The sequence below is a fragment of the Allobosea robiniae genome (assembly GCF_900102525.1).
In the GTDB taxonomy this organism is placed as follows: domain Bacteria; phylum Pseudomonadota; class Alphaproteobacteria; order Rhizobiales; family Beijerinckiaceae; genus Allobosea; species Allobosea robiniae.
The window spans coordinates 409,650-433,540 of sequence record NZ_FNBZ01000002.1; the positions used below are offsets into that span (position 1 = coordinate 409,650).

Genomic DNA, 23,891 nt, shown 5'->3' on the forward strand with positions numbered 1-23,891 from the left:
ACACCATGGCCAGCATCGGTCTGATCGGCGGGATGAGCTGGGAGTCGACCGCGGTCTATTACCGGCTCCTCAACGAGGGCGTGCGCGCTCGTTCGGGCGGGCTGCATTCGGCCGACGTGCTCCTGCATTCGGTCGATTTCGCCCCCATCGCAGAGATGCAGGCGAAGGGCGACTGGGCGGCAGCTGGCGCGGCGCTGGCTGCGAGCGCGCGCCGCCTGGAACAGGGCGGGGCCTCCTGCCTCGTCCTCTGCACCAACACGATGCACAAGGTCGCGGACCAGATCATCGCCGCGACCAAGCTGCCCTTCCTGCACCTCGCCGATGTCACGGCGCGGGCTGTGCTGGCTTCGCCCGCGCGCCGACCGCTCTTGCTGGCGACCCGCTTCACCATGGAGCAGGGCTTCTATCGCGACCGGCTGAAGGCCTTCGGCGTCGAGGCGCTGGTGCCGCAGCCCCAGGAGCGGGATGAGGTTCATCGGATCATCTACGAGGAGCTTTGCCGAGGGCGGATCGATCCGGCCTCGCGCGAGCGCTACCGCGCTATCGTCGCGCGCGCGGCCAGGGAGGAGGGCGCCGACGGCGTGATTCTCGGCTGCACCGAGATCGGCCTCCTGCTCTCGCAGGGTGATGTCTCCGTGCCGGTGTTCGACACCACGGCTTTGCACGTTGCGGCGGCGCTCGATTTCGTCGACGAATGGGAGGTTGCCGCGGCATGAAGCTCCTGATCGGCAACAAGTGCTATTCGTCCTGGTCGCTCAGGGCCTGGCTTCTGATGCGCGCAACCGGGATCGCCTTCACCGAGCAGCTCGTGCTGCTCGACGAGCCCGGCTTCAAGGACGCGATCTTCGCGGCCGCGCCCGGCAGCGGCGGCACCGTGCCGACTCTGATCGATGGCGAGATCGCGGTCTGGGAGACGTTGGCGATCTGCGAATATCTGCATGACACGCAGCCGCAGGCCGGCATCTGGCCGCGCGACAAGGCAGCTCGTGCCCATGCGCGCGCGATCTCCAGCGAGATGCATGCGGGCTTCACGGCTTTGCGCGGCGCCTGCCCGATGAATCTTGGCAAGCGTTTCGCCGCGCACGGCCGCGGCCCCGGCGTCGCCCGCGATGTCGAAAGGCTGACCGGTCTGTGGCGGCAGGCGCGCGAGCGCTTCGGCGCCGGCGGTCCGTTCCTCTATGGCACCTTCTCGGCGGCTGATGCGATGTATGCGCCGGTCGTCACAAGGCTCGATACCTATGGCATCGCCGTCGATCCGGTCTCGCGGGATTACATGAAGGCCGTGCTCGCGCTGCCTGCCTATCGCGAATGGCTTGCCGCTGCGCTGGCCGAGCCCTGGATCGTAGCGCAGGACGAGGTCGACGAACCCGCCCTCGTCAATCTCCGCTGAGCCCGATCTTTCTTCGATTTCATTCGCTCCAACTGCCTCACAGGTCCGTCATGTCGAAGCCCGCCACCCACTACCCGAATGCTCCCAAGGCACAGCCGACCGCGCGCCACACCCTGGCGGTCATCGTCGACAACGAACCGGGTGTTCTTGCCCGCATCGCCGGGCTGTTCTCGGGCCGTGGCTACAATATCGAGAGCCTCACCGTCTCCGAGACCGAGCATGAGAAACATCTCTCGCGCATCACGGTGGTGACCTCGGGCACGGCCAATGTCATCGACCAGATCAAGGCGCATCTCGACCGGCTGGTGCCGGTGCATCGCGTCGTCGACCTGACCGAGCAGGGCGAAGCGATCGAGCGCGAGCTGGCGCTGATCAAGGTCGTCGGCAAGGGCGATCACCGCGTCGAGGCGATGCGCCTCGCTTCGGCCTTCGGCGCGCGCGTGCTCGATGCCTCGCTGACCTCCTTCGTCTTCGAGCTGACCGGCGCGACCGAGGAGATCGAACGCTTCATCAAGACGATGACCGCGGTGGGGTTGACCGAGGTCTCGCGCACCGGCATCGCCGCGATGAGCCGCGGCCCGGACTCGATGTGACCACCGGCTCTTGCCGGTGACGCGCCGCTACGAAATCGCAGTGGCCGGCTGCGGGCCGGCAGGGCTTGCGGCTGCGCTCCTGCTGGAGCGCGCCGGGCATCGGGTGACGCTTGTGGAGCGCTTCGCGACGCCGCAGCCGCTCGGCTCCGGTCTGATCCTGCAGCCGACAGGGCTCGCCGTCCTGCGCGAGCTCGGCCTTGCCGAGGCGCTGATCGCACGCGGCAGCAGGCTCGACCGGCTCTATGGATTGGGCGCGGTTACAGGCTCTGTCGTGCTCGACGTGCGCTATGCGGCACTCGGAGCCGATGCTTTCGGCCTCGGCATCCATCGCGGCAGCCTGTTCGAGGCCTTGTTCGATGCGGTGACGGCACGCGGCATCGCGGTCGAGACTGGCTGCGAGATTGTCGACGTCGAGAATGGCAGCGGCGGGCGGGCCTCGCTCATTCTGGAGAATGGCCGAAAGCTGGGGCCGTTCGATCTTGCCATCGATGCGCTGGGTGCGCGCTCGCCGTTGCTCGGCCGGGCCTTGCGGCCGGTGCGGCAGCGGCCGCTGGCCTATGGCGCGGTCTGGGCCAATGCGCCGCTGGCCGCTGGCTTCGACCCGCATGCGCTGGAGCAGCGCTATCGCCGCGCCAGCGTGATGGTCGGTGTGCTGCCGATCGGCCGGCGGCCCGACGACGAGACGTTACTCGCCTCCTTCTTCTGGAGCCTGAAGCCTGCCGATCACGCGCAATGGCAGGCGCGCGGTCTCGATGCCTGGAAGGCCGATGTGCTCCGGCACTGGCCCCAGACGGCACCGATACTGGAGAGCATCACGTCATCCGAGCAATTGCTGCTGGCGTCCTACCGGCATCATACCTTGCCGGTCGCGGCCGGGCATGGCCTCGCCTTCATCGGCGATTCCGCCCATTCGACCAGCCCGCAGCTTGGACAGGGCGCCAATATGGGTTTGCTCGATGCCTATGCGCTTGCGAACGCCGTGAACGAGGCTGCGGATATCGCCGGGGCGCTCGAGCGTTATGCGCGGCTGCGGCGTTTCCATGTCCGGCTCTATCAGGCTGCGAGCCGCCTGTTCACGCCGTTCTACCAGTCGGACAGCGTCCTGCTGCCGCTGCTCCGCGACCGGCTCGTGCCGCCGCTGGCGCGCCTGCCGGGCATCGACAGGCAACTGGCCCTGCTCGTCGCGGGGCTGTATGGCGATCCCCTGCGGACCCTGAAGCTGGGGCCGGCCTTCCCGGACAATCCTACTCTCGCGAGCGTAAGGGCATGACGACACCGAGCCTCGAACAGATCGCGCTTCTCCTCGGCATCGCCGGCTTCGGCTGCTTCGCCTGGCCGATCATGATGCGCCTCTCCGGCAAGGGGCAAGCCGAGCCGCTCGGCAGCGGCAAGAGCCTGCGCTCGCCGCTCTGGTGGACCGGCTTCCTGCTGACCATCGCGGCGATCTTCCTGCAGCGGATCGCCAGCCAGGAGGGCGGCTGAGCCTCAGCCGCTGAAACCGCCTTCGTCGAGGAACACGCGCTCCTGCGCCGTGGTCTCGCGGCCGAGCACCGGGTTGCGATGCGGAAAACGGCCGAAATCGCGGATGATGTCGCGATGGATCTCGGCATATTTCACCCCGTCGGCATCATCCGCGGCGGCGCAGAGTTCGATGCAGCGCTCCTGATCGGCGAGCCCTTCGGAATGCATGAAGGGCATGTAGAAGAACCGCTTCTCCGGCGGCTGGTAGGCCTCGTCGAACCCGCGGGCGATCGCGCGCTCGGCGACTTCAACCGCTTGCGCATCGGTCGCGAAGGCGCGCGGGCTGCCGCGGAACATGTTGCGCGGGAACTGGTCGAGCAGGATCAGTAGGGCATAGACGCCTTCAGCCGTTTCCTCCCAATCGGCGAGCTTGCCTGCGGCGGCGGCTTCATGGGCGGGCAGGAAGCGCCTGGTGATCTCGGCGTCGAAGCCGTCGTCCTTGAGGAACCATTTCTCGGGGCCGGCCTCGCGCCAGAAGCTGACGACGGTATTGGCGCTGGGCAGGGTCATGAGTGGCTCCGTTCCTCGAACTCAGATGATCGAGAGATAATTCCTCTTCGGCCATGCGCCAGTCGTGAATAACGCTTGCGGGCTGCCCGTCCCTGCGATAGATGCCTGAACCGTAACGTACGGTACTGGATCTTTCCCACCCCATGACGCGAACTGCCGCAGAGACGCAAGGCGAGGCGCTGACAGCGCGCCAGCAAGCCGTGCTCGATGCCGTGCTGAGCCTGATGGTCGAGAAGGGCAGCGGCCTCACCATGACGGCTGTGGCGCGCCGGGCGAGCTGCTCCAAGGAAACCCTCTACAAGTGGTTCGGCGACCGCGACGGCCTCCTGACCGCCACCGTGCAATGGCAGGCCTCGAAGGTCCGGGCGGGCAATTACGAGCGCCAGACATTCGATGCCGGCGCGCTGCGCGAGAGCCTGAAGGGTTTCGCCGCGAACTGGCTTGAGGTGATCACCTCGCCGACCTCGATCGCGCTCAATCGCATCGGCATCAGCCAGGCGGCTTCGCGCGACGGCAATCTCGGTTCGATCGTGCTGGCCAATGGCCGCTTCGCCATCGGCGAGCGCCTGAAGCCGGTGCTCGATGCGGGGCGCGAGGCGGGGCTGCTCGCCTTCGACGATACAGAGACGGCTTTCCGCACCTTCTTCGGCCTTGCCGGCCGCGACGTCCAGATCCGCCTCCTGCTCGGCGATACGCTGACGCTGAGCCGGGCCGAGATCGCCGCTGATGCCGAGCGGGCGACCGAGCAGTTTCTCACCCTCTACGGCGCGGGGCGGCATGCCTCGGGCCGGGACAAGTCCAACGCGTGACAAAGGAGACACCCATGCGCGTTTATTACGATCGTGACGCCGACATCAACCTGATCAAGGGCAAGAAGGTCTGCATCGTGGGCTACGGCTCGCAGGGCCATGCGCACGCGCTCAACCTGCGCGATTCCGGCGTCAAGGAGATCATCATCGCGCTCAAGGCCGGCTCGGCCACGCGCAAGAAGGCCGAAGAGGCCGGCTTCAAGGTCATGACCCCGTCGGAGGCCGCCAAGGTCTCGGACATCATGATGATGCTGACCCCGGACGAGCTGCAGGGCGACATCTATCGCGACGAGCTGCATGCCAACATGAAGGAAGGCGCCGCCCTCCTGTTCGCGCATGGCCTCAACGTCCATTTCAACCTGATCGAGCCCCGCAAGGACCTCGACGTGCTGATGGTCGCCCCGAAGGGCCCCGGCCACACCGTCCGTTCCGAGTATCAGCGCGGCGGCGGCGTGCCGACCCTGATCGCGATCCATCAGGACGCGACCGGCAACGCCCATGATCTCGGCCTGTCCTATGCCTCGGCGAATGGCGGCGGTCGCGCCGGCATCATCGAGACCACCTTCAAGGAAGAGTGCGAGACCGACCTCTTCGGCGAGCAGGTCGTGCTCTGCGGCGGCCTGGTCGAGCTGATCAAGGCCGGCTACGAGACGCTGACCGAGGCCGGCTACGCCCCCGAGATGGCCTATTTCGAGTGCCTCCACGAGGTGAAGCTGATCGTCGACCTCATCTATGAGGGCGGCATCGCCAACATGAACTACTCGATCTCGAACACCGCCGAGTACGGCGAGTACGTCACCGGTCCGCGGATCATCACGGCCGAGACCAAGGCCGAGATGAAGCGCGTCCTGACCGACATCCAGTCGGGCAAGTTCACCCGCGACTGGATGCTCGAGAACAAGGTCAACCAGACCTCGTTCAAGGCGACCCGCGCCCGCTACGCCGCCCATCCGATCGAGGAAGTCGGCGCCAAGCTCCGCGACATGATGCCCTGGATCAAGGCCAAGGCCCTGGTCGACAAGACCAAGAACTGAGCTGGTGGCCGCCCGCGCCGGCGATCGTCGGTGCGGGCTTCCAATATTGATTCAAGAGGCTCCGAATCTGATTCCGGACCGCCTTGCAGTCGACTGATATCAAACGACTTTCTGTTTGCGGGCGGTGGCCGGGAGGCCGCCGCCCGCTTTCTTTGAAGCGCTGGCAGGAACCGTACCGGTGCTGGAGCGTTTTCCTTGCGGTGCATGGCCCATCGGGCCTGCGAGACCTCAAGGAGACGGTCATGACGGTCGATACCCGACCCAGAGTGCCGGTCGAGGATCTGGACAAGGCCCGCGGCGGCGATCCGATTCCGCCGATGCGCGCCGACGATCACAGCGATGCGGACCCGGCTGTGGAGACACCGATCGAGGCGCGGCAGGGCTTTCTCGGCCGCCCGGTCCTGATGGTGCTGGTTGGTGGGCTCGTGCTCGTGACGATCGCGTGGTTCGCCGTGGAGAAGCTGGTCTACTGAGTTTTGCGAAACCGTTCGTGTTTGCCCGATGCAGGGGAGGCAGTGATGGAACTCTTACGCATTCTTGAAACGCCCGTGGCGATCCGCATCGTGATGGCGCTGTCGCTGGCGATGATGCTCGCGGTGATCCTTGGCCTGGCCTGACCCACCGCTTCGAGAGACCCGAAATGATGAAGCCTCCGGCGCCTGGCGCCGGAGGCTTTTTGCATCTGGGGGCCGATCAGAAGGTGATCTTGTCCTTGATCTCGGCCTCGACATTGGCGGGCAGAGTGCCGCGCTTCACCAGATCGGCGAAATCCTTGAACTTCGCCTTGCCGCGCTCCTCGATGATCTTCTTGGAACGGGCCTCGCCGATGCCCTTGAGCGTGTCGAGCTCGGCAGTGGTCGCAGTGTTGATGTTGATCTTCTTGGCCTGGGCGGCGGCGGGCTGGGCAGCCGCCGGGGCAGCGGGCTTCATCGCAGGCGCGGCCGGCGCGGTGACAGGCGCGGCGGGCTTGGCGGGGGTCGCTGGCGTCGCGGTCTGGGCGAAGGCCTGGCCGCCCATGGCGGCAAGCGCGACGAGGGGGATCAGGAAGCGGGACATCGTCATGACTGGGACCTCGCGGGTCGGCCCGGATCATCGCATCCGCCGGGGGCCGGGTCCCTCCGCCGGACGACGCTGGCGGCACGAGGCCGTTCAGCGTGTCGCGCCGGGCTCGCCACGGTGGCGTGCCGCGATGCGACGACGTGAAGAAGCGCCTTCCGGTTTGAACGCTCTCCGAATGGCGCGTTCACCGGGCGGTCAGGTTTCCGGTTCCCTCAGCGCGCGAGGAATTCGCTGAAGCGGCCGACAGCGTAGAGCAGGCCGAAACCCCAGGCGAAGGAAGCCAGCCAGTTGGCGAGCTGGAACTGCCAGGACGGCATCGCGACGATGCCGGCGACGATGGCGATCACGGCGCGCAACGGCCCGAAGAAATGACCGATCAGGATGCTGGCGATGCCCCATTTCTCGAAGAAGGCATGGCCACGATCGAGCAGTTGCGGGTTCTTCCTGAACGGCCAGTAGTCATGGACGCGCGGTCCGAGCAGGAGCCCGGCCCAGTAGGACACCCAGAAACCGCTGCCCGCGCCGAGCGAGGCTGCCAGCGCCAACGGCACGAGATTGAGACCGGAGGCGCCTGCGACGGCACCAAAGGTGGTAAAGAACACCGTGGCCGGCACCAGCCAGGAGAGAATCGCGACGCATTCGGCGAAGGCGACGGCGAAGACGATCGGGACGGCCCATTGCTGATGGGCCTGCATGAAGTCGACGAGCGCCTTCATGGCTTGCTCAAGTTCGGCCATGGCGCTCGGCTCGGCTCCTGCGGGGTCGGGTCGGTCACGCCATATGGCTGGGTCACTGGTACGATGCAAGCGACGGGCCGCCGCAGGGGCATCGTTGCCTTCCCCGGACGATCGCCTATTAATTCCGGCAACGCGGAAAAGCTGGCGGCCCGGCACAAGACGGCGCCTGACGGGGAAACGGATTTCATGGAGTTGCAGGATCGCCCGCACCAGGGTGCGGGAGCAGGGCCGGGTCCGTCGGGCGATCCGGCGGTCAAGCTCGGCGGCGTCGACATCACCTTCCATCTCGCCGATGGCGGTCGCTACCAGGCAGTGAAGGGCATCGATCTCAAGGTTCATCCCGGCGAGTTCGTCTCGATCGTTGGGCCGACCGGCTGCGGCAAGTCCACGCTGCTGAATGCGGCGGCGGGGCTGCTCTCGCCCTCGGCCGGCTCGGTCGGGATCTTCGGCAAGCCATTGTCCGGGCTGAACCGGCGCGCCGGCTATCTCTTCCAGCAGGATGCGCTGATGCCGTGGAAGACAGCGCTCGACAACGTCAAGGTCGCGCTGGAGCCGATGGGCGTGTCGAATCAGGAGGCTGACCAGCGCGCCCGCGAATGGCTCGGCCGCGTGGGTTTGAGGACCTTCGTCGACCGCTATCCGCATATGCTCTCGGGCGGGCAGCGCAAGCGCGTCAGCCTCGCGCAGATGCTGATCCGCAATCCCGAGATCCTGCTGATGGACGAGCCCTTCGGGCCGCTCGACGCGCAGACCCGGCAGATCATGGGCAATCTCCTGCTCGACCTGTGGTCGCGCGACCGCAAGGCGCTGATGTTCGTGACCCATGATCTCGAGGAGGCGATCGCGCTCTCCGACCGGGTCGTGGTGATGTCGGCGGGGCCTGCGGCGGGGATCGTCGCCGACTACAAGGTCGACCTGCCGCGCCCGCGCGACATTGCCGATATCCGGCTGGAGAAGGCTTTCCACGAAATCCATCGCGACATCTGGTCCTCGCTGCGAGTCGAGGTGCAGAAGGCCTATGCGATGGGCGAGGGCCGGGAACTCGTCGGGGGAGACGCATCATGAAGCGGGTGAAGCTTCTCTTCCTCCAGATTCTGGTGATGGTTGCCTTCCTGGCGATCTGGCATGTCGCGACGACGACGAGCCTGTTCGGCGACGTGAAGACGATCCAGTTCTTCTTCTCGACGCCGGTCGCGGTGCTGACGCGCACCTTCAAGCAGCTCACCAGCGCAGACATCTACTGGCATCTCGGCATCACGCTGACCGAGACGGTGCTGGCTTTCGTCATCGGCTCGCTCGCCGGCATCCTGTTCGGCTTCGCCTTCGCCCGGCGCGAGCTGCTCTCGGCGGTGTTCGACCCCTATATCAAAGCGGCGAACGCCCTGCCGCGCGTCGTGCTGGCGCCGATCTTCGCGCTCTGGTTCGGCTTAGGCATCTGGTCGAAGGTGGCGCTCGGCTTCACGCTCGTCTTCTTCATCGTGTTCTTCAACGTCTATCAGGGCGTGCGCGAGGTCTCGCCGACGATCCTGGCCAATGCCCGTATGCTCGGCATGAACGAGCGCCAGCTCTTCAAGCATGTCTACTGGCCGTCCGCGCTGACCTGGATGTTCTCGTCGCTGCACACCTCCGTCGGTTTCGCGCTGGTTGGTGCAGTGGTCGGCGAATATCTCGGTTCGTCGGCGGGGCTCGGCTACAAGATTCACGAGGCCGAGAGCGTGTTCGACGTCACCGGCGTGTTCTCGGGCATGCTGATCCTGACGATCTTCGTCATCGCGATCGATGCGCTGGTGACGCTGGTCGAGAAGCGGCTTCTGGTCTGGCGCCCCGGCCAGAGTGCGACCACGACGACATGAAGGAGGGGGCGATGCGGATCCCGGCGCTGCTCCTGTCCTCCGCGGTGGTGGCCGGCCTGTGCTGCGCGGCGCTTCCGGCGCAGGCGCGGACGGAGGCGATGCTCCAAGTCAATTCCGACGGGCGCGCCAACGCCAAGCGCAACCGCCTCGTGCTGACCAGCAAGGCGAGCGGCGGCCGCGACGTGATGGTTGTAATCTCCTGCCGCGTCGACGACATGTCGACTTATGGCGTCGCGCTCGATTTCGGAGCGGGCGCCGTCTGGGCGGTCGAGGGCGAGGACGTTACAATCTCGCGCGACGGGGGCGAGGACATCGTCCAGCACATGGACAGCCGCGACGACTACCTGACGCTGGGCGGGAGCAAGGCGATCGGGCTCTTCCGGCAGTTGCTCGCCGGCAAGTCGATGGCGTTCGCGGTCAAACGCAAGTTCACCGCCTCCTTCGACCTCGCGCAGATTGAGCGCCATGTCTCGCGCTTCCGCCAATTGTGCAATCCCCGTTAGATTTCGCTCGCTTGCCGTGAACAAATGATCTCGCCTATCGTTACGGCGAGTGCGCCATCGAGAAGCGCCTTCTTCATTCGACCGGAGGTTTCGCCATGAAGTTTACCCGCCGCGGCGCATTGGCCGTGCTCGCTCTTTCCACCGCTCTCGGCGCTGCGCCGCATGCCGCGCTCGCCCAGAACGCGGAGAAGCCGAAGCTCACGCTCGGCGTCGGCGGCAAGCAGCTCCTCTATTATCTTCCGCTGACGGTCGCGGAGAGGAAGGGCTATTTCAAGGACCAGGGCCTCGATGTCGAGATCAACGATTTCGGCGGCGGTGCGAAATCGCTGCAGGCGCTGGTCGGCGGTTCGGTCGATGTCGTGACGGGTGCCTATGAGCACACCATCCGCATGCAGGCGAAGGGCCAGGATATCCGCGCCGTGATCGAGCTCGGGCGCTTCCCGGCGATCACCATCGCCGTGCGCAAGGACCTCGCCGACAAGGTCAAGTCGGCTGCCGATTTCAAGGGCCTCAAGATCGGCGTGACGGCGCCGGGCTCCTCGACGGCGCTGACCGCGCAATACGCCATGGTCAAGGCGGGCCTGAAGGCGACGGATGCCGCGATCATCGGCGTCGGTGCCGGCGCCAGCGCGGTCGCGGCGATCAAGCAGAAGCAGGTCGACCTGATCTCGCATCTCGATCCCGTCACCTCGAAGCTCGAGGCCGATGGCGACATCGTCTCGCTGATCGACACCCGCACCGAGGCCGGCACCAAGGCGCTGTTCGGCGGCTCGAACCCGGCGGCGGTGCTCTATCTCAAGAACGATTTCGCCGAGAAGAACCCGGTCACGACCCAGAAGCTGGTCAATGCGCTGATGAAGTCGCTGAAATGGCTGGAGACGGCGAAGCCCGAGGATGTCGCGGCGCTGGTGCCGGAGGAGTACCTGCTCGGCGACAAGGCGCTCTATATCCGCGCGGTCAAGAACTCGCAGGAAAGCTATTCGCGCACCGGTATCGCGACGCCTGACGCGATGAAGAGCATGTACGACTCGCTCAAGCTGCTCGACCCCGAACTGACCAACTCGAATGTCGACCTGACGAAGACCTTCATCGACAGCTTCGCCAAGAAGGCGGCCTCCGGCTCGTGATCGTGGATGCGGGCGCGGCGCCTGTCTTTTGACGTCGCGCCCGCTCCGCCTTCCGTGCATGCTGCGCCGATTCGCGCTGGGGGAAACACGTGAACGGCGAAACGGCCTTTCTGGATGGCGGCGGCGAGATGGCCGCTGCCATTCAAGTGCATGACTGGAGTTCCACGCCGCTCGGGCCGATCGCCCACTGGCCTGCGGCGCTCAAGATTGCCGTCGGCATGATGGTCAATTCGCGCTTTCCCAAATGCATTGTCTGGGGCGCCGATCTGATCACGATCCATAACGATGCCTTCCTTCCGATTCTCGGCGACAAGCCCTGCGCGCTCGGGCGTTCCTTCCGGGATATCTGGCTAGAGGTCTGGGACGAGATCGGGCCGCTGGTCGACAAGGCCTTCGCGGGCGAGGCCACCTTCATCGAGGATTTTCCGCTCACGATCGATCGCTATGGCCACGCCGAGGAGGTCTGGTTCACCTTCTGCTACAGCCCGATCCGCGACGAGACAGGCCGCGTTCTCGGCATCATCGACACGGTGATGGAGACGACGGGCAAGATGGAGGCAGAGCGCAACGGGCGCCTGCTCAATGCCGAACTCGCCCATCGCATGAAGAACACGCTGGCGATGATTGCTGCGATCGCCAGCCAGACATTCCGCTCGGCCGAGACGCTGGAAGAGGCGCAGTCGATCCTCAGCGATCGCATCGCGACCTTGGGCGAGGCGCACAGCATCCTGACCCGGTCGAGCTGGAGCAGCGCGCCGATCCGCGCCGTGATCGACGGGGCTTTGGCGCCGCATCGCTCCGATATCGGCACGATCCGCGTCGAGGGGCCGCCGCTGCAATTGACGGCCGACCAGGCGATGACGCTCGCGCTTGCCGCCAACGAACTTGCGACCAATGCGGTCAAATACGGCGCGCTCTCGGTCGAGACCGGCGAGGTCTCGGTCCGCTGGTCCGTCGGGCGGCCGCAGACCGAGGATGCTTTCCGCTTCGAATGGATCGAGCGCGGCGGGCCTGTCGTAACCAAGCCGCGGCGCCAAGGCTTCGGCTCGCGACTGGTGGAGCGCGTCATGGCGCAGAAATTCCAGGGCGAGGTCGAGCTGGACTATCGGCCGGAAGGCCTGCGCTACGTCCTGACCACGACGATGGCCAATATCGCGCCGCGGGAGTAACCGCTCTGCGTGAGCGATGGAACGCTTCACCGCTTTCGATTTGCGCCTCGCGCCGGAGCCGTTAGGTTCGCGCTCCCACCGCGAACGGGGTATCGCTTCGGACCATGAATATTCTCTCGATCCAGTCCCATGTCGCCTATGGCCATGTGGGCAACGCCTCCGCAACCTTTCCAATGCAGCGGCTCGGCGTCGATGTCTGGCCGATCCACACGGTGCAGTTCTCGAACCATACCGGCTACGGCAACTGGAAGGGCCGCGTCTTCGACGGCGGCATGATCGACGAGGTGATGGAGGGTATCGCCGAGCGCGGCGTGCTCGCCAATTGCGACGGCGTGATCTCCGGCTATATGGGCTCGGCCGATATCGGCCATGCGATCCTCTCGGCGGTGGAGCGGGTGCGGGCGGCCAATCCCAAGGCCCTCTACTGCTGCGACCCGGTGATCGGCGATGTCGGGCGCGGTGTCTTCGTGCGGCCCGGCATTCCCGAGTTCATGCGCGAGCAGGCGGTGCCGGCCGCCGATATCGTGACGCCCAACCAGTTCGAGCTGGAATTGCTGACCGATGTCGAGATCAAGACGCTGGCCGATGCGCATCGCGCCGTGGAAGCGCTGCGCGATGCCGGCCCGAAGGTCGTCATGGTGACCTCGCTCGAGACCGAGGAGACACCCGCCGACTCGATCGACCTGATGGCGGCCGATGCGAAGGGCAGCTGGCGGGTGCGCACGCCCAAGCTCGATGTCAGCGTCAATGGCGCGGGCGATGCGATCGCGGCGCTGTTCTTCACGCATTACCTGCGCGAGGAATCGGCGGCGGCTGCGCTGTCGAAGGCGGCGTCCTCGATCTATGGGCTGCTGAGGCGCACCAAGGAGGCGGGCTCGCGCGAGATCCTGACGGTCGCGGCGCAGGACGAGTTCGTGACCCCCTCGCAGGTCTTCGCGCCGGAAGCGATCTGAGCGCATTGCGATGAAGCTGCGCGTCGGCACCTTCAATGTCGAGAACCTGCTGACGCGGCACCGCTTCGAGCCGGGCGGGCGCACCGAGACGGCGGCTGCGATGTCGCTGTTCCACTTCCCGCGCGCCGACGAGCGCGACGCGGTGGAGCGCTCGCTCGCGGTCGCGCTGGAGGACGACAAGCGCCAGATGACGGCGCTCGCCATTGCCGAGGCGCAGGCCGATCTCTGGATGCTGCAGGAGGTCGATTCGCTGGCGAGCCTGCAGGCCTTCTTCGCCAACTATGTCCACCGCATCGCCGACCATCGCTACGGCCATTTCACGCTGATCGACGGCAATGACCGTCGCAGCATCGATATCGGCTTCGCGGCCCGGCGCGACCTGTTCGGCCAGGGGCAGGTCACGGTGCGCTCGCACAAGGACCTGACCTTCGCGCAGGCCGGCGTGCATGACCGCGAGCTCGCCCTGTTCGGCATCGGGCCGCAGGCCAAGGTTTTCGCGCGGGATTGCCTGGAGGTGGAGCTGACGGTCGCGGGACGACGGCTCAGTCTGTTCGGCTGCCATCTCAAGTCGATGAACAATGGCCGCGAGGACGGACGGATCGCCACGCTGCCGGTGCGCCGCGCCGAGGCACGGGCCGTGCGCTGGCTGGTCCAGCAGCGCTTCGGCGGCGGCTGGCGCGAAGCCAACTGGATCGTGCTGGGCGATCTCAACGGTTATCGCCATGGTCTCGGCCCACGCGCCGAACTGGTCGATGAGGGCGATAGCGGCATCGAGCCTTTGCTCGACGATTTCGCCGTCGATCCGATGCAGACCCTTCCGCCGCATGAGCGCTGGACGCATTTCCGGCGCTACTGGTCGGAAAGTCAGGACAGGCTGGTCGGCAGCCATATGCCGCTCGACCGCATCCTGCTCTCGCCTGCGCTGGCGGCCGCCAATCCCAAGCCTGCCATGCAGATGATCCGGCGCGGACTGCCTTACCGCGTGCCGCTCGATCCGCGCGAGCCGGACCGCTCGATGGCGAAGCTGGCGACCTGTGCGAACCGCTATCCACGCGTTGGCTGGGACCGGCCCAAGGCCTCCGACCATTGCCCGCTCACCATCGATCTCGACATCCCGGAAGGGTGACCTGATGAAACGCCGCTTCGTCACGCTCGACGTCTTCACCACGCGCCGCCATGCCGGCAATCCGCTCGCCGTGGTGCTCCAGTCCGAAGGGCTCGACACCGAGGCGATGCAGGCCATCGCCCGGGAGTTCAACCTGTCCGAGACGGTCTTCGTCGCGCCGCCGGAGAAGCCGGAGCATCGCGCCGCCGTCCGCATCTTCACGCCGGGAGGCGAACTGCCCTTTGCCGGCCATCCGACGGTCGGGACGGCGGTCTGGTTCGCGCTGACCGACGAGGCTGAGGGTAAGCCCGCCGACATGCTGGTGCTGGAGGAGAAGGTCGGGCCGGTCTCCTGCGCCGTCGCGATCAAGGGCAGTCATGCCGGCCATGCCACCTTTACCCTGCCGCGCCTGCCGGAGCTGCTCCCGCAATCCGTCACGGAGGCACAACTGGCGGAGGCGCTCGGGCTCGATCCGGCCGATCTCGGCTTTGATGCGCATCGACCGAGCGTCTTTTCGGCTGGCGTCGCCTATACGACCGTGCCCGTCGCCGGCCGCGAGGCGATCGCCAAGGCGAGGGTTTCCGGTGCGTTCGAGCGGGTGATGGCGGCGACGCCGAACGGCAACGTCTTCGTCTACAGCCGCGAGACTGCCGAGGTCGGGCATCACTACCATGCCCGCATGTTCTGGCCAGGCGCCGGGGTCGTCGAGGATCCGGCGACGGGCAGTGCGGCTGCAGCCTTTGCCGGCGCGATCATGGCCTATGACAAGCCCGAGGATGGCGACCATCGCCTCGTCATCGAGCAGGGCTACGAGATGGGCCGGCCGTCGCAGATCACGCTGGAGCTGAGCGTGCGCGGCGGCATGCTCGCCTCCGCGCGGATCGGTGGCTCGGCAATCGTAGTGAGCGAGGGCGTGCTGCTGTGAGCGATGGTGTCGAGAACGGCACGATCGTCTCGCTGTCGCGGGTCGATGCCCTGGTCGAGCCCTATGACTGGGCCTTCGCGCGCGAGAATCCAGAGCTGATCGCGACACATTGGGCTGAGATCAGCGCCGGCAAGCCGGCGATGTTCAACGGCCGCATCATGCTCCAGCATCGCGCCGCGATCCGCGACGGCGTGTTCGAGGCCGGCTATTTCGAGACCGATTATGCGGCCTTCATGACGTGGCGCGACGCGGGCCATCCCGGCCCCGTCATCCGCAACGGCTTCGCCATGGCGGCGCTCCGGGCCAATGACGGCGCCTTTCTCTGTGGCAGGATGGGCGACCACACGGCCAATGCCGGCAAGGTCTATTTCGCCGCCGGCACGCCGGATCGCGACGACGCCCGCCCGGACGGCACGCTCGACCTTGCCGGCAGCGTCACGCGCGAGCTCGGCGAGGAGACGGGCCTGCGCGTCGAGGAGCTGCAGGTCGGCGAGGGCTGGACGGCATTGATCGAGCAGGGCCGCATCGCCTTCATGCGCGAGGTCAAGATCGATCTGCCGGCGGACGAGGCACGGGCGCTGATGCTGGAGCGGATGAAGCACCTCGAGGAGGAGGAGCTGTCCGACATCGTCATCGTGCGCGATCTCACCGATACCGAAAACCACGACATGCCGCCCTTCATGCGCCGCTATCTCGCACATATCTTCGACGGCAAGTGATCCTGCCTACCTCACGAAAGTGATCCGATGACTTCTGTTGAAACTGCTTATCCCGAGGCTCTTGCGCTGCCGGCGGAGAACCCCTTCGCCACGCGCTGGGAGACGCCGTTCCGCCTGCCGCCCTTCGCTGCGATCAAGCCGGAGCATATCCGCCCGGCTTTCGAGGCGGCGCTGGCCAAGCACAAGGTCGAGATCGCGGCGATCGTCGCGGACAAAGCCGAGCCGGACTTCGCCAATACGATCGAGGCGCTGGAACGGGCAGGGCGGGCGCTCTCCCGCGTCGGCGGCGTTTTCTACAACCTGACCGGTGCCGATACGAACGAGGCCTTGCAGGCGATCGAGCGCGAGATGTCGCCGATCACCTCGCGGCACTGGTCGGCGATCATGATGGACGAGGGGCTGTTCGCCCGCGTCGATGCGGTCAATGCCGGGCGCGATGCGCTCGGCCTGAACCCGGAGCAGGCGCGCCTGCTGGAGCGCAGCTACAAGGGCTTCATCCGCTCGGGCGCGAAGCTGGGAGCAGGCGAGAAGAAGCACCTTGCCGCGATCAACGAGCGGCTGGCGGGGCTCGGCACGCAGTTCAGCCAGAACGTGCTGAAGGACGAATCCTCCTATGCGCTCTTCATCGCGGACGAGGCTGGGCTCGCCGGCCTGCCTGACTTCGTGAAGGCGGCGATGGCACGCGCCGCCGCCGATCGCGGCAAGCCGGGCCAGCATGCGGTGACGCTGTCGCGCTCGATCATCGAGCCGTTCCTGACCTTCTCGACCCGCCGCGACCTGCGCGAGGAGGCCTTCATCGCCTGGAGCAAGCGCGGCGAGAATGGCGGTGAGAGCGACAACCGCGCCATCGTTGCCGAGATGGTGAAGCTCAGGGCCGAGAAGGCGAAGCTGCTGGGTTATCCGACCTTCGCGCATTTCAAGCTCGACGATGCCATGGCGAAGACGCCGGAGCACGTGCGCGGGCTGCTGGAGCTGGTCTGGAAGCCGGCCAAGGCGCGCGCGGCGCGTGAGGCGGCCGATCTCGCGGCGCTGGCGCAGAGCGAGGGCGAGAACGGCCCGATCCGCCCCTGGGACTGGCGCCACTACGCCGAGAAGGTCCGGCAGAAGACCTATGCGCTCGATGAGGCCGTGCTGAAGCAGTATCTCCAGCTCGACCGCGTGAGGCAGGCGGCCTTCGACGTCGCCGGCAAGCTGTTCGGGCTCTCCTTCGCGGAGCGGCCGGAACTCAAGGGCTATCACCCGGACGTGCGCATCTTCGAGGTCAAGGAGACCGCGAGCGGGCGCCATATCGGCCTGTTCGTCGGCGACTACTTCGCCCGCGCGTCGAAGCGCTCCGGCGCCTGGATGAGCGCCTTCCGGGGCCAGCGCAAGCTCGACGGCGAGACCCGGCCGATCATCGTCAATGTCTGCAATTTCGCGAAGCCTGCCGAGGGCAAGCCGGCGCTGCTCTCGCTCGACGATGCGCGCACGCTCTTCCACGAGTTCGGCCACGCGCTGCACGGCCTGCTCTCGGACGTGACCTATGGCTCGCTCGCGGGCACGTCGGTTGCGCGCGATTTCGTCGAATTGCCCTCGCAGCTCTACGAGCACTGGTTCATGACGCGCGAGGTGATGCGCGAATATTGCCACCATGCCGAGACGGGCGAGCCGATCCCGGAGGCGCTGATCGAGAAGATCGAAAAGGCGCAGACCTTCAACCAGGGCTTCGCCACGGTTGAGTACACATCATCGGCGCTGGTCGATCTCGCCTTCCATTCGCTGGAGGCACCGGCCGAGGTCGACCCGCTCGCCTTCGAGGCGGCGGAGCTCGCTCGCATCGGCATGCCCGCCGAGATCACGATGCGCCACCGCACGCCGCATTTCACTCATGTCTTCTCGGGCGACGGCTATTCGGCAGGCTATTACAGCTATCTCTGGTCGGAGGTGATGGATGCCGACGCCTTCAACGCCTTCACCGAGACCGGCGACGTCTTCTCGCCCGCGGTCGCGGAGAAGCTGAAGCGCTACATCTACTCGGCCGGCGATACCCGCGATGCGGCCGAGGCCTATACGCTGTTCCGCGGGCGGCTGCCGACGCCGGATGCGCTCCTGGAGAAGCGGGGACTGGCGGCTTAAGCCGCCGCATTCCGTCATGGCCGGGCTCGTCCCGACCATCCACGTCTTCTCTTGAGCAATGTTCAAGACGTAGGTGCTCGCCCAGAAGGGCGAGCATGATGCTACTGGCTTTTTGGCTCAGCCGGGATAACCGAACTTCGCCTTGGTCGCCCTGACCTGGCCGATCGCGCCGGCATCGTTGCCGCCTGAGCAGGTCGTGCGGGCGCGTGCGATCTCGCTGCTGACCCGGTCATGCACGCCCTTGGTTGTGTGGCCGGTCGCGAAGTCGTTATCGATCACCGCCTGGAAGCGCTCGACCTCACCGGAGCAGCCGGTGCCCGAGGGCATGCGGAAGGTGTTCGGCGTCACGCCGGGCGCGGCCTGCGACGGCGGCGGCGCCGGGGGCGGGCCGCCCGATGGCGTCTGGCAGGCGGAGAGCAGGAGCGCGGCGAAAGCCGGGATAAGGACGGTAGAGACGCGCATCGGGGAGGCTCCGGCTGATCAAGCTGGGAGCATGCCCGATTCCGCGGGGCCGGCAAAGCTGCTGTCAGTCGGGCTCGGGCATGAAGAGCGCCACGACCGTGAAGAGGGCGGCGGCGCCTGCGGCCAGCCAGACCGCATCGAGCCCGATGCGGCCATGGGCGACAGCGCCGGCGATGGCGCCGCTGAGCAGACCGAGCCAGAGCACGAAATGGCGCAGGAAGGCGAGCTTCGGCCCGCCGAGCAGGGCGCCGGCGATGCGCTGCCCCATCTTCACCAGCGTTCCTGTCATGTAGGTCAGGCCGATCGTGACCTCGCCGTCGCGCTGGAAGACGCTGTTCTCCGCGCCCATTGCGATGGCGAGGACGCCGGCGCCGGCGATGCCCAGCCCGATCGAGTCGAGGCCGGCCGAGATCAGCAGGGCGAGCGTGACGAAGGCGAGAACTGCCGCCTTGCGCTGGCGCCCGGCGAAATGCCCCGCGAGCGAGCCGCCGACCACGCCGAGGACGAAGAGCCCTAGGATCGTCACGGCGAGCAGGATGCCGCCGGCGTGGCGCCCGGCGAGCTCGATGGCGAAGCGGGTGGTGTTGCCGCTCATGAAGGAGACGAAGAAGCCGCCGAGGCTGAGGAAGCCGAGCGCATCGACGAAGCCCGCCAGGCCGGACAGGCAGAAGGCAAGGCCGATGACAGGCCGGTCATAGCGCATCATGCGCGGCGCTCCGACATTCTGGCCAGCCCCCCAATGTCGCGCGACCGCCGGCCGAATCGCGCTGCGCCATCCTAATTCACAGGAGCGGTCTGTTCTTAATTCAAATCGGCATGCGACATATGCTTGCGCTGGACCCCGTGCTTCGGTTACATCCTGTCCTGTCGATGTGAGGAACGCCCGTGGTTTCGACCGCCCGCCATGACCTGACGAAGGACTGCGCCGCTGCGCAGGTCGTCGGCATGCGCGCTCGCGCTCCGTTCTCGCTTCTTGGCCTTCTTCTCCTTAGCTGCCCCTGAGGGCCGGCCGGGCATGTTGCCTGGGCGCTCAGGGGAGTGACGAGAACCGCCGACAGAAAACCCAGCGCCCGCCTTTTCCAAAATTCCGCGGCGCGCCGACACCCGGAAGCAGAACCATGACCAACCCGACCCAGTCCGGCTCCGTCCAGAAGCCCTCGGACAAGGACCGCGTCCTGATCTTCGACACCACCTTGCGCGACGGCGAGCAGTGCCCCGGCGCCACCATGACCTTCGAGGAGAAGCTGGAGATCGCCGAGATGCTGGACGCCATGGGCGTCGACATCATCGAGGCCGGCTTCCCGATCGCGTCCGACGGCGATTTCGAGGCGGTGTCCGAGATCGCCCGCCGCCTGAAGCGCGCGACCGTCGCCGGACTCGCCCGTGCCATCAGCGCCGACATCGCCCGGGCCGGCGAGGCGGTGCGCCATGCGGTGAAGCCGCGCATCCACACCTTCGTCTCCACCTCGCCGATCCATCTGGAACACCAGATGCGCAAGACGCAGGAGCAGGTGCTGGAGATCATCACCGGGACGGTGACCCAGGCGCGCAATCTGGTCGAGGATGTCGAATGGTCGGCGATGGATGCCACCCGCACGCCGATCGACTATCTCTGCCGCACGGTCGAGGCTGCGATCAGAGCCGGCGCGACTACGATCAACCTGCCCGACACGGTCGGCTATGCCACGCCGGACGAGTATCGCGCCATGTTCAAGGCCGTCCGCGAGCGCGTGCCGAACGCCGACAAGGCGATCTTCTCGGCGCACTGCCATAATGATCTGGGCCTGGCCGTCGCGAATTCGCTGGCGGGGATCGAGGGTGGTGTCCGGCAGGTCGAATGCACGGTCAACGGCATCGGCGAGCGCGCCGGCAATGCCGCGCTGGAAGAGATCGTGATGGCGCTGCGCGTGCGCGCCGACGTCTTGCCCTACGACACCGGCATCGACGCGACGCAGTTGATGCGCGTCTCCAAGGCCGTCTCGACCGCCTGCTCCTTCCCGGTCCAGTACAACAAGGCGATCGTCGGCCGGAACGCTTTCGCCCATGAGAGCGGCATCCACCAGGACGGCATGCTGAAGAACAACACCACCTACGAGATCATGACGCCGGAATCGGTCGGCGTGACCAAGACCTCGCTGGTGATGGGCAAGCATTCGGGCCGCGCCGCCTTCCGTTCGAAGCTGAAGGAGATGGGCTACGATCTGGGCGACAACCAGCTCGAGGACGCCTTCACCCGGTTCAAGGCGCTGGCCGACCGCAAGAAGCATGTCTACGACGAGGATATCGAGGCGCTGGTCGACGAGAACATCGCCACCGCCCATGACCGCATCAAGCTGGAATCGCTGACCGTGATCGCCGGCACGCGCGGCCCGCAGCGCGCGACCATGAAGCTCGATGTCGAGGGCAAGCATGTCACCGAGGAGGTCGAGGGCAACGGCCCGATCGACGCGATCTTCAACGCGATCAAGGCGATCGTGCCGCATGAGGTGACGATGGAGCTCTACGACGTCCATGCGGTGACCGAGGGCACCGATGCGCAGGCGGAGGTTTCCGTCAGGCTGTCGCGCGACGGCTCGTCGGTGACCGGCCGCGGCGCCGATCCCGATACGCTGGTCGCTTCGGCGAAGGCCTATCTCGCCGCGCTCAACAAGCTGATCGCGCGGGGCGGCCGCCTGCACGCGCAGGCTGCGGAGTAAGCGAGGGGCGCCTCCGGGAAAGGGTGTCATCCCGTGGCGTTGCAGCGTGAAACGCTGCTGCGCAGACACGGGATGACAGCGCTGCTGCAAGCTGATCCCCTGCGATTCCGGTGGATGACGCCGCTGCGATCTGGCGCCGGCCCGCGTTTTGCTCTCATCTGCACGTCCGGTGCGGTCGCTCCCCCGGCGACCCTGGGGAGCGCGATGCCGATGGGCTATTTTCCGAACTGGACACTGAAAACCTCCGGCGCCGTGATGCCGGACGAGCGGCTGCCGACCGGCCAGACGGTCGTCGCCGGCCTGCAGCATGTCGTCGCCATGTTCGGCTCGACGGTGCTGGCGCCGGTGCTGATGGGCTTCGACCCGAATGTCGCGATCTTCTTCTCAGGGCTGGCGACGCTGCTCTTCTTCGTCATCACGCGCGGGCAGCTGCCGAGCTATCTCGGCTCCTCCTTCGCCTTCATCGGGGTCGTCATCGCCGCGACCGGCTATGCCGGCTCCGGCCCCAATCCGAATATCGGCGTCGCGCTCGGCGGCATCATAGCCTGCGGCGCGGTCTATGCCGTGATCGGCCTGATCGTGCAGGGCGTCGGCACCGCCTGGATCGAGAAGCTGCTGCCGCCGGTCGTGACCGGTGCGGTGGTGGCCGCGATCGGCCTCAACCTGACCTCGGTCGCGATCAGCATGATCTCGGCCAGCCCCTACACGAAATGGATCGCGCTGTTCACGGTCGTCGCGGTCGCATTGGTTGCAGTCTATGCGCGCGGGTTGCCGCAGCGCCTGCCGATCCTGATCGGTGGGCTTGCCGCCTACATCCTCTATGCGCTGACGGCATCGAGCTTCGGTGCGCCGACGATCGATTTCGGCAAGATCGGCGCGGCCGCCTGGTTCGGCCTGCCGCAATTCGTGGCGCCTGTCTTCGAGATGAAGGCGATCACGCTGATCGTGCCGGTCGCGATCATCCTGGTCGCGGAGAATCTCGGCCATATCAAGGGCATCTCGGTGATGACGGGCCGCAATTTCGATCGCCTGATCGGGCGCGGCTTCTTCGCCGACGGTCTCGGCACCATGATCGCCGGCTCGGGCGGCGGCACGGGCGTCACCACCTATGCCGAGAACATGGGCGTGATGGCGGTGACCCGGGTCTATTCGACGCTGGTCTTCGTCGCGGCCGGCATCATCGCGTTGCTGCTTGGCTTCTCGCCGAAGTTCGGCGCGGTGATCGGCACCATCCCCGTCGCGGTGCTCGGCGGCCTCGCCGTCGTGGTCTTCGGCCTGATCGCGGCGACCGCCGGCCGGATCTGGGTCGAGAACAAGGTCGACTTTTCGGAGCCGAAGAACCTGATCACGGTGGCGACCGCGCTGATCCTCGGCGCCGGCGACCTGAAGCTGCCGATCTTCGGCTATGAGCTCGGTGGAATCGGCACCGCGACCTTCGGCGCGATCGTGCTCTATCACCTGCTGAACCGCCGCACGGCCTGACAATCCACAGCGCGGCCGGGCTATTCCGGCCGCGTATGAAAAATCTGTCACGGATGGGTGGACAGGGGGCGGGGCCTTTGCTACACGCCCCCTGCCTGACGCGGCTAACGCCGCTGACCGGCGGCGCTTCGTGGCGTATGGGTGATTAGCTCAGTTGGTAGAGCAGCTGACTCTTAATCAGCGGGTCGTAGGTTCGAGCCCTACATCACCCACCACGACCATTCCAAACATCGTTGAACGGACACCTCGCTGAAGCGAGCGGCTGGCATGTGCTGCCGCCGCCCGTTCCGCATCGTGCCGGGCTCAGCGGGCCGCGGCGAGGGCCGCGATCATGCCCGTGATGCTGTTGATCAGAATGAACTGATTATCGACCCTGACCCAGCGCTGGCCGCGGCCCGGCGCACGCAGGTGGTAGCGGTGATAATCCCGCACATAGCTCTGCCGGTACTGCCGGGGCAGGGCATGCCCGCGCGCCCAACGATCCTTGCGGACGATGACCTTCTTCGTCACATGCTTCTCGACATGGACCGGGCCGTGACGAGCGGGGCCGTGATGCTGTGCCCGGTAAGACTGAGCGAAGCTGGGGGCGGTTGCTCCGAGTAGAAAAGCGCCCGCGATTGCAGAGGCGATAATTTTTTTCATAACGATATCTCCTGTTCTCGATGGAGTTATCGTGAAGCATCGTCATTAAACGGGAGATGAATAGTTGGATTAATTCTCTGTAATGTTCCTGTAAGCTGTAATGAGTTTTTCAATTTCGATCGTTGCTTGACCGCGCTTGGCGTTGCTCTGACGGAGTGGCGTTTTCCGGGGTTGGGGGAGCCTTTCGGCGGCTCGGGCGTTCCTGTCCGAAAGGACAGTTTTCGCATGATGCAATTCGATCAAGGCCTCACGGCCGCGCCTGGCAATACGCCCGCCATCCCCGATCCGCCACCCGAGGCGCCGCCCCTGACGCCGGGCGAGGTGCCGCCGGCTCCGCCGGTCGAATCGCCACCGGACGAGGAGCCACAGGGCATCCCGACTGAGCCACCGCCGGAACTGCCGCCGAATGCGCCGCCGGAGGCTCCCCCGGCGACGCCGATCGATCTGCCGCCGGGGCGCGATCCGCGCCAGCCGCAGGAATAGTCCG

Annotated in this window: 27 protein-coding genes and 1 tRNA gene; 22 read left to right on the forward strand and 6 right to left on the reverse strand. The window is 66.3% G+C overall.

Annotation, left to right across the window (positions count from 1 at the left end; all coding sequences use genetic code 11):
- Window positions 1-5 precede the first annotated feature (5 nt).
- From BLQ70_RS07595 to BLQ70_RS07615, 5 genes are read left to right on the forward strand one after another with little or no spacing between them, the layout of a single operon-like run.
- A complete protein-coding gene (locus BLQ70_RS07595) occupies window positions 6-716 on the forward strand; it encodes an aspartate/glutamate racemase family protein (RefSeq protein WP_091856479.1) in 711 nt (236 codons plus the stop codon).
- Complete coding sequence (locus BLQ70_RS07600; protein ID WP_091856480.1) at window positions 713-1,390, forward strand: glutathione S-transferase family protein; 678 nt, start codon at window positions 713-715, stop codon at window positions 1,388-1,390. The genes BLQ70_RS07595 and BLQ70_RS07600 overlap by 4 nt, the downstream gene beginning before the upstream one ends.
- A 50-nt stretch (window positions 1,391-1,440) precedes the next feature.
- Window positions 1,441-1,983: an acetolactate synthase small subunit gene (ilvN, locus tag BLQ70_RS07605; RefSeq protein ID WP_061966824.1), complete on the forward strand. Its 543-nt coding sequence runs from the start codon at window positions 1,441-1,443 to the stop codon at window positions 1,981-1,983.
- A gap of 16 nt (window positions 1,984-1,999) precedes the next feature.
- Entirely contained in the window at window positions 2,000-3,253 is a 1,254-nt protein-coding gene (locus BLQ70_RS07610) for an FAD-dependent oxidoreductase (RefSeq protein ID WP_091856672.1), read from the forward strand.
- On the forward strand, window positions 3,250-3,465 hold the full coding sequence (locus tag BLQ70_RS07615; RefSeq protein ID WP_091856481.1) for a hypothetical protein: 216 nt from the start codon (window positions 3,250-3,252) through the stop codon (window positions 3,463-3,465). The genes BLQ70_RS07610 and BLQ70_RS07615 overlap by 4 nt, the downstream gene beginning before the upstream one ends.
- 3 nt (window positions 3,466-3,468) lie before the next feature.
- Here BLQ70_RS07615 and BLQ70_RS07620 read toward each other — a convergent pair whose 3' ends face one another.
- Window positions 3,469-4,014 carry a DUF924 family protein gene (locus BLQ70_RS07620; protein WP_091856482.1) on the reverse strand — a complete coding sequence of 182 codons (546 nt, stop codon included), beginning with the start codon at window positions 4,012-4,014 and terminating at the stop codon, window positions 3,469-3,471.
- A 143-nt stretch (window positions 4,015-4,157) separates the two neighbouring features.
- On the opposite strand from BLQ70_RS07620, the gene BLQ70_RS07625 reads away from it, so the two are divergent.
- From BLQ70_RS07625 to BLQ70_RS07635, 3 genes are all read left to right on the forward strand, one after another.
- A complete protein-coding gene (locus BLQ70_RS07625; protein WP_091856483.1) occupies window positions 4,158-4,823 on the forward strand; it encodes a TetR/AcrR family transcriptional regulator C-terminal domain-containing protein in 666 nt (221 codons plus the stop codon).
- Window positions 4,824-4,837: 14 nt separating this feature from the next.
- A complete protein-coding gene (ilvC, locus tag BLQ70_RS07630; RefSeq protein WP_061966828.1) occupies window positions 4,838-5,857 on the forward strand; it encodes a ketol-acid reductoisomerase in 1,020 nt (339 codons plus the stop codon).
- Between the two features lie 242 nt (window positions 5,858-6,099).
- Complete coding sequence (locus BLQ70_RS07635; protein ID WP_061966829.1) at window positions 6,100-6,330, forward strand: hypothetical protein; 231 nt, start codon at window positions 6,100-6,102, stop codon at window positions 6,328-6,330.
- Window positions 6,331-6,550: 220 nt separating this feature from the next.
- Here the strand turns inward: BLQ70_RS07635 and BLQ70_RS07640 are convergent, their stop codons facing one another.
- Window positions 6,551-6,919, reverse strand: coding sequence for a ComEA family DNA-binding protein (locus tag BLQ70_RS07640; protein WP_091856484.1), 369 nt, complete (start codon window positions 6,917-6,919; stop codon window positions 6,551-6,553).
- A 209-nt stretch (window positions 6,920-7,128) separates the two neighbouring features.
- Window positions 7,129-7,653, reverse strand: coding sequence for a DedA family protein (locus BLQ70_RS07645; protein ID WP_210184253.1), 525 nt, complete (start codon window positions 7,651-7,653; stop codon window positions 7,129-7,131).
- A gap of 186 nt (window positions 7,654-7,839) precedes the next feature.
- Between BLQ70_RS07645 and BLQ70_RS07650 the strand changes: the two genes are divergently transcribed.
- The 10 genes from BLQ70_RS07650 to BLQ70_RS07695 all read left to right on the forward strand — a co-directional run bounded on the left by BLQ70_RS07650 (window position 7,840) and on the right by BLQ70_RS07695 (window position 18,122).
- Window positions 7,840-8,718 (forward strand): ABC transporter ATP-binding protein, encoded by an 879-nt coding sequence (locus BLQ70_RS07650; protein ID WP_082617393.1) that lies wholly within the window; start codon window positions 7,840-7,842, stop codon window positions 8,716-8,718.
- The gene (locus tag BLQ70_RS07655; protein WP_091856486.1) at window positions 8,715-9,506 is read left to right on the forward strand and encodes an ABC transporter permease; all 792 of its coding nucleotides are present in this window, start codon (window positions 8,715-8,717) and stop codon (window positions 9,504-9,506) included. Before BLQ70_RS07650 ends, BLQ70_RS07655 begins: the two co-directional genes overlap by 4 nt.
- Window positions 9,507-9,517: 11 nt before the next feature.
- Window positions 9,518-10,009 (forward strand): hypothetical protein, encoded by a 492-nt coding sequence (locus BLQ70_RS07660; protein WP_139163500.1) that lies wholly within the window; start codon window positions 9,518-9,520, stop codon window positions 10,007-10,009.
- 95 nt (window positions 10,010-10,104) lie between these two features.
- Window positions 10,105-11,136 (forward strand): ABC transporter substrate-binding protein, encoded by a 1,032-nt coding sequence (locus BLQ70_RS07665; RefSeq protein ID WP_091856488.1) that lies wholly within the window; start codon window positions 10,105-10,107, stop codon window positions 11,134-11,136.
- Window positions 11,137-11,225: 89 nt separating this feature from the next.
- Window positions 11,226-12,305 (forward strand): sensor histidine kinase, encoded by a 1,080-nt coding sequence (locus tag BLQ70_RS07670; RefSeq protein ID WP_244511937.1) that lies wholly within the window; start codon window positions 11,226-11,228, stop codon window positions 12,303-12,305.
- Window positions 12,306-12,409: 104 nt separating this feature from the next.
- On the forward strand, window positions 12,410-13,258 hold the full coding sequence (gene pdxY, locus BLQ70_RS07675) for a pyridoxal kinase PdxY (RefSeq protein WP_091856489.1): 849 nt from the start codon (window positions 12,410-12,412) through the stop codon (window positions 13,256-13,258).
- A 10-nt stretch (window positions 13,259-13,268) separates the two neighbouring features.
- A complete protein-coding gene (locus tag BLQ70_RS07680; protein WP_091856490.1) occupies window positions 13,269-14,384 on the forward strand; it encodes an endonuclease/exonuclease/phosphatase family protein in 1,116 nt (371 codons plus the stop codon).
- Between the two features lie 4 nt (window positions 14,385-14,388).
- Window positions 14,389-15,288, forward strand: coding sequence for a PhzF family phenazine biosynthesis protein (locus tag BLQ70_RS07685; protein WP_342028479.1), 900 nt, complete (start codon window positions 14,389-14,391; stop codon window positions 15,286-15,288).
- Complete coding sequence (locus BLQ70_RS07690; RefSeq protein ID WP_091856491.1) at window positions 15,285-16,007, forward strand: hypothetical protein; 723 nt, start codon at window positions 15,285-15,287, stop codon at window positions 16,005-16,007. The genes BLQ70_RS07685 and BLQ70_RS07690 overlap by 4 nt, the downstream gene beginning before the upstream one ends.
- Before the next feature lie 27 nt (window positions 16,008-16,034).
- Window positions 16,035-18,122 carry a M3 family metallopeptidase gene (locus BLQ70_RS07695; RefSeq protein WP_091856492.1) on the forward strand — a complete coding sequence of 696 codons (2,088 nt, stop codon included), beginning with the start codon at window positions 16,035-16,037 and terminating at the stop codon, window positions 18,120-18,122.
- Between the two features lie 117 nt (window positions 18,123-18,239).
- Here BLQ70_RS07695 and BLQ70_RS07700 read toward each other — a convergent pair whose 3' ends face one another.
- Window positions 18,240-18,584, reverse strand: a complete 345-nt coding sequence (locus BLQ70_RS07700) for a hypothetical protein (protein WP_091856493.1) — start codon at window positions 18,582-18,584, stop codon at window positions 18,240-18,242.
- Window positions 18,585-18,648: 64 nt separating this feature from the next.
- Window positions 18,649-19,290, reverse strand: a complete 642-nt coding sequence (locus tag BLQ70_RS07705) for a YoaK family protein (RefSeq protein WP_061966840.1) — start codon at window positions 19,288-19,290, stop codon at window positions 18,649-18,651.
- Between the two features lie 412 nt (window positions 19,291-19,702).
- Here BLQ70_RS07705 and BLQ70_RS07710 point away from each other — a divergent pair, with 412 nt between their 5' ends.
- From BLQ70_RS07710 to BLQ70_RS07720, 3 genes are all read left to right on the forward strand, one after another.
- Window positions 19,703-21,280, forward strand: coding sequence for a 2-isopropylmalate synthase (locus BLQ70_RS07710; protein WP_061966841.1), 1,578 nt, complete (start codon window positions 19,703-19,705; stop codon window positions 21,278-21,280).
- Between the two features lie 204 nt (window positions 21,281-21,484).
- A complete protein-coding gene (locus tag BLQ70_RS07715) occupies window positions 21,485-22,762 on the forward strand; it encodes a solute carrier family 23 protein (protein ID WP_210184254.1) in 1,278 nt (425 codons plus the stop codon).
- 139 nt (window positions 22,763-22,901) lie between these two features.
- Window positions 22,902-22,977, forward strand: a tRNA-Lys gene (locus BLQ70_RS07720).
- 88 nt (window positions 22,978-23,065) lie between these two features.
- Here the strand turns inward: BLQ70_RS07720 and BLQ70_RS07725 are convergent.
- Complete coding sequence (locus BLQ70_RS07725; RefSeq protein ID WP_091856495.1) at window positions 23,066-23,404, reverse strand: RcnB family protein; 339 nt, start codon at window positions 23,402-23,404, stop codon at window positions 23,066-23,068.
- Window positions 23,405-23,629: 225 nt separating this feature from the next.
- On the opposite strand from BLQ70_RS07725, the gene BLQ70_RS07730 reads away from it, so the two are divergent.
- Window positions 23,630-23,887 carry a hypothetical protein gene (locus BLQ70_RS07730; RefSeq protein ID WP_061966844.1) on the forward strand — a complete coding sequence of 86 codons (258 nt, stop codon included), beginning with the start codon at window positions 23,630-23,632 and terminating at the stop codon, window positions 23,885-23,887.
- Window positions 23,888-23,891 lie beyond the last annotated feature (4 nt).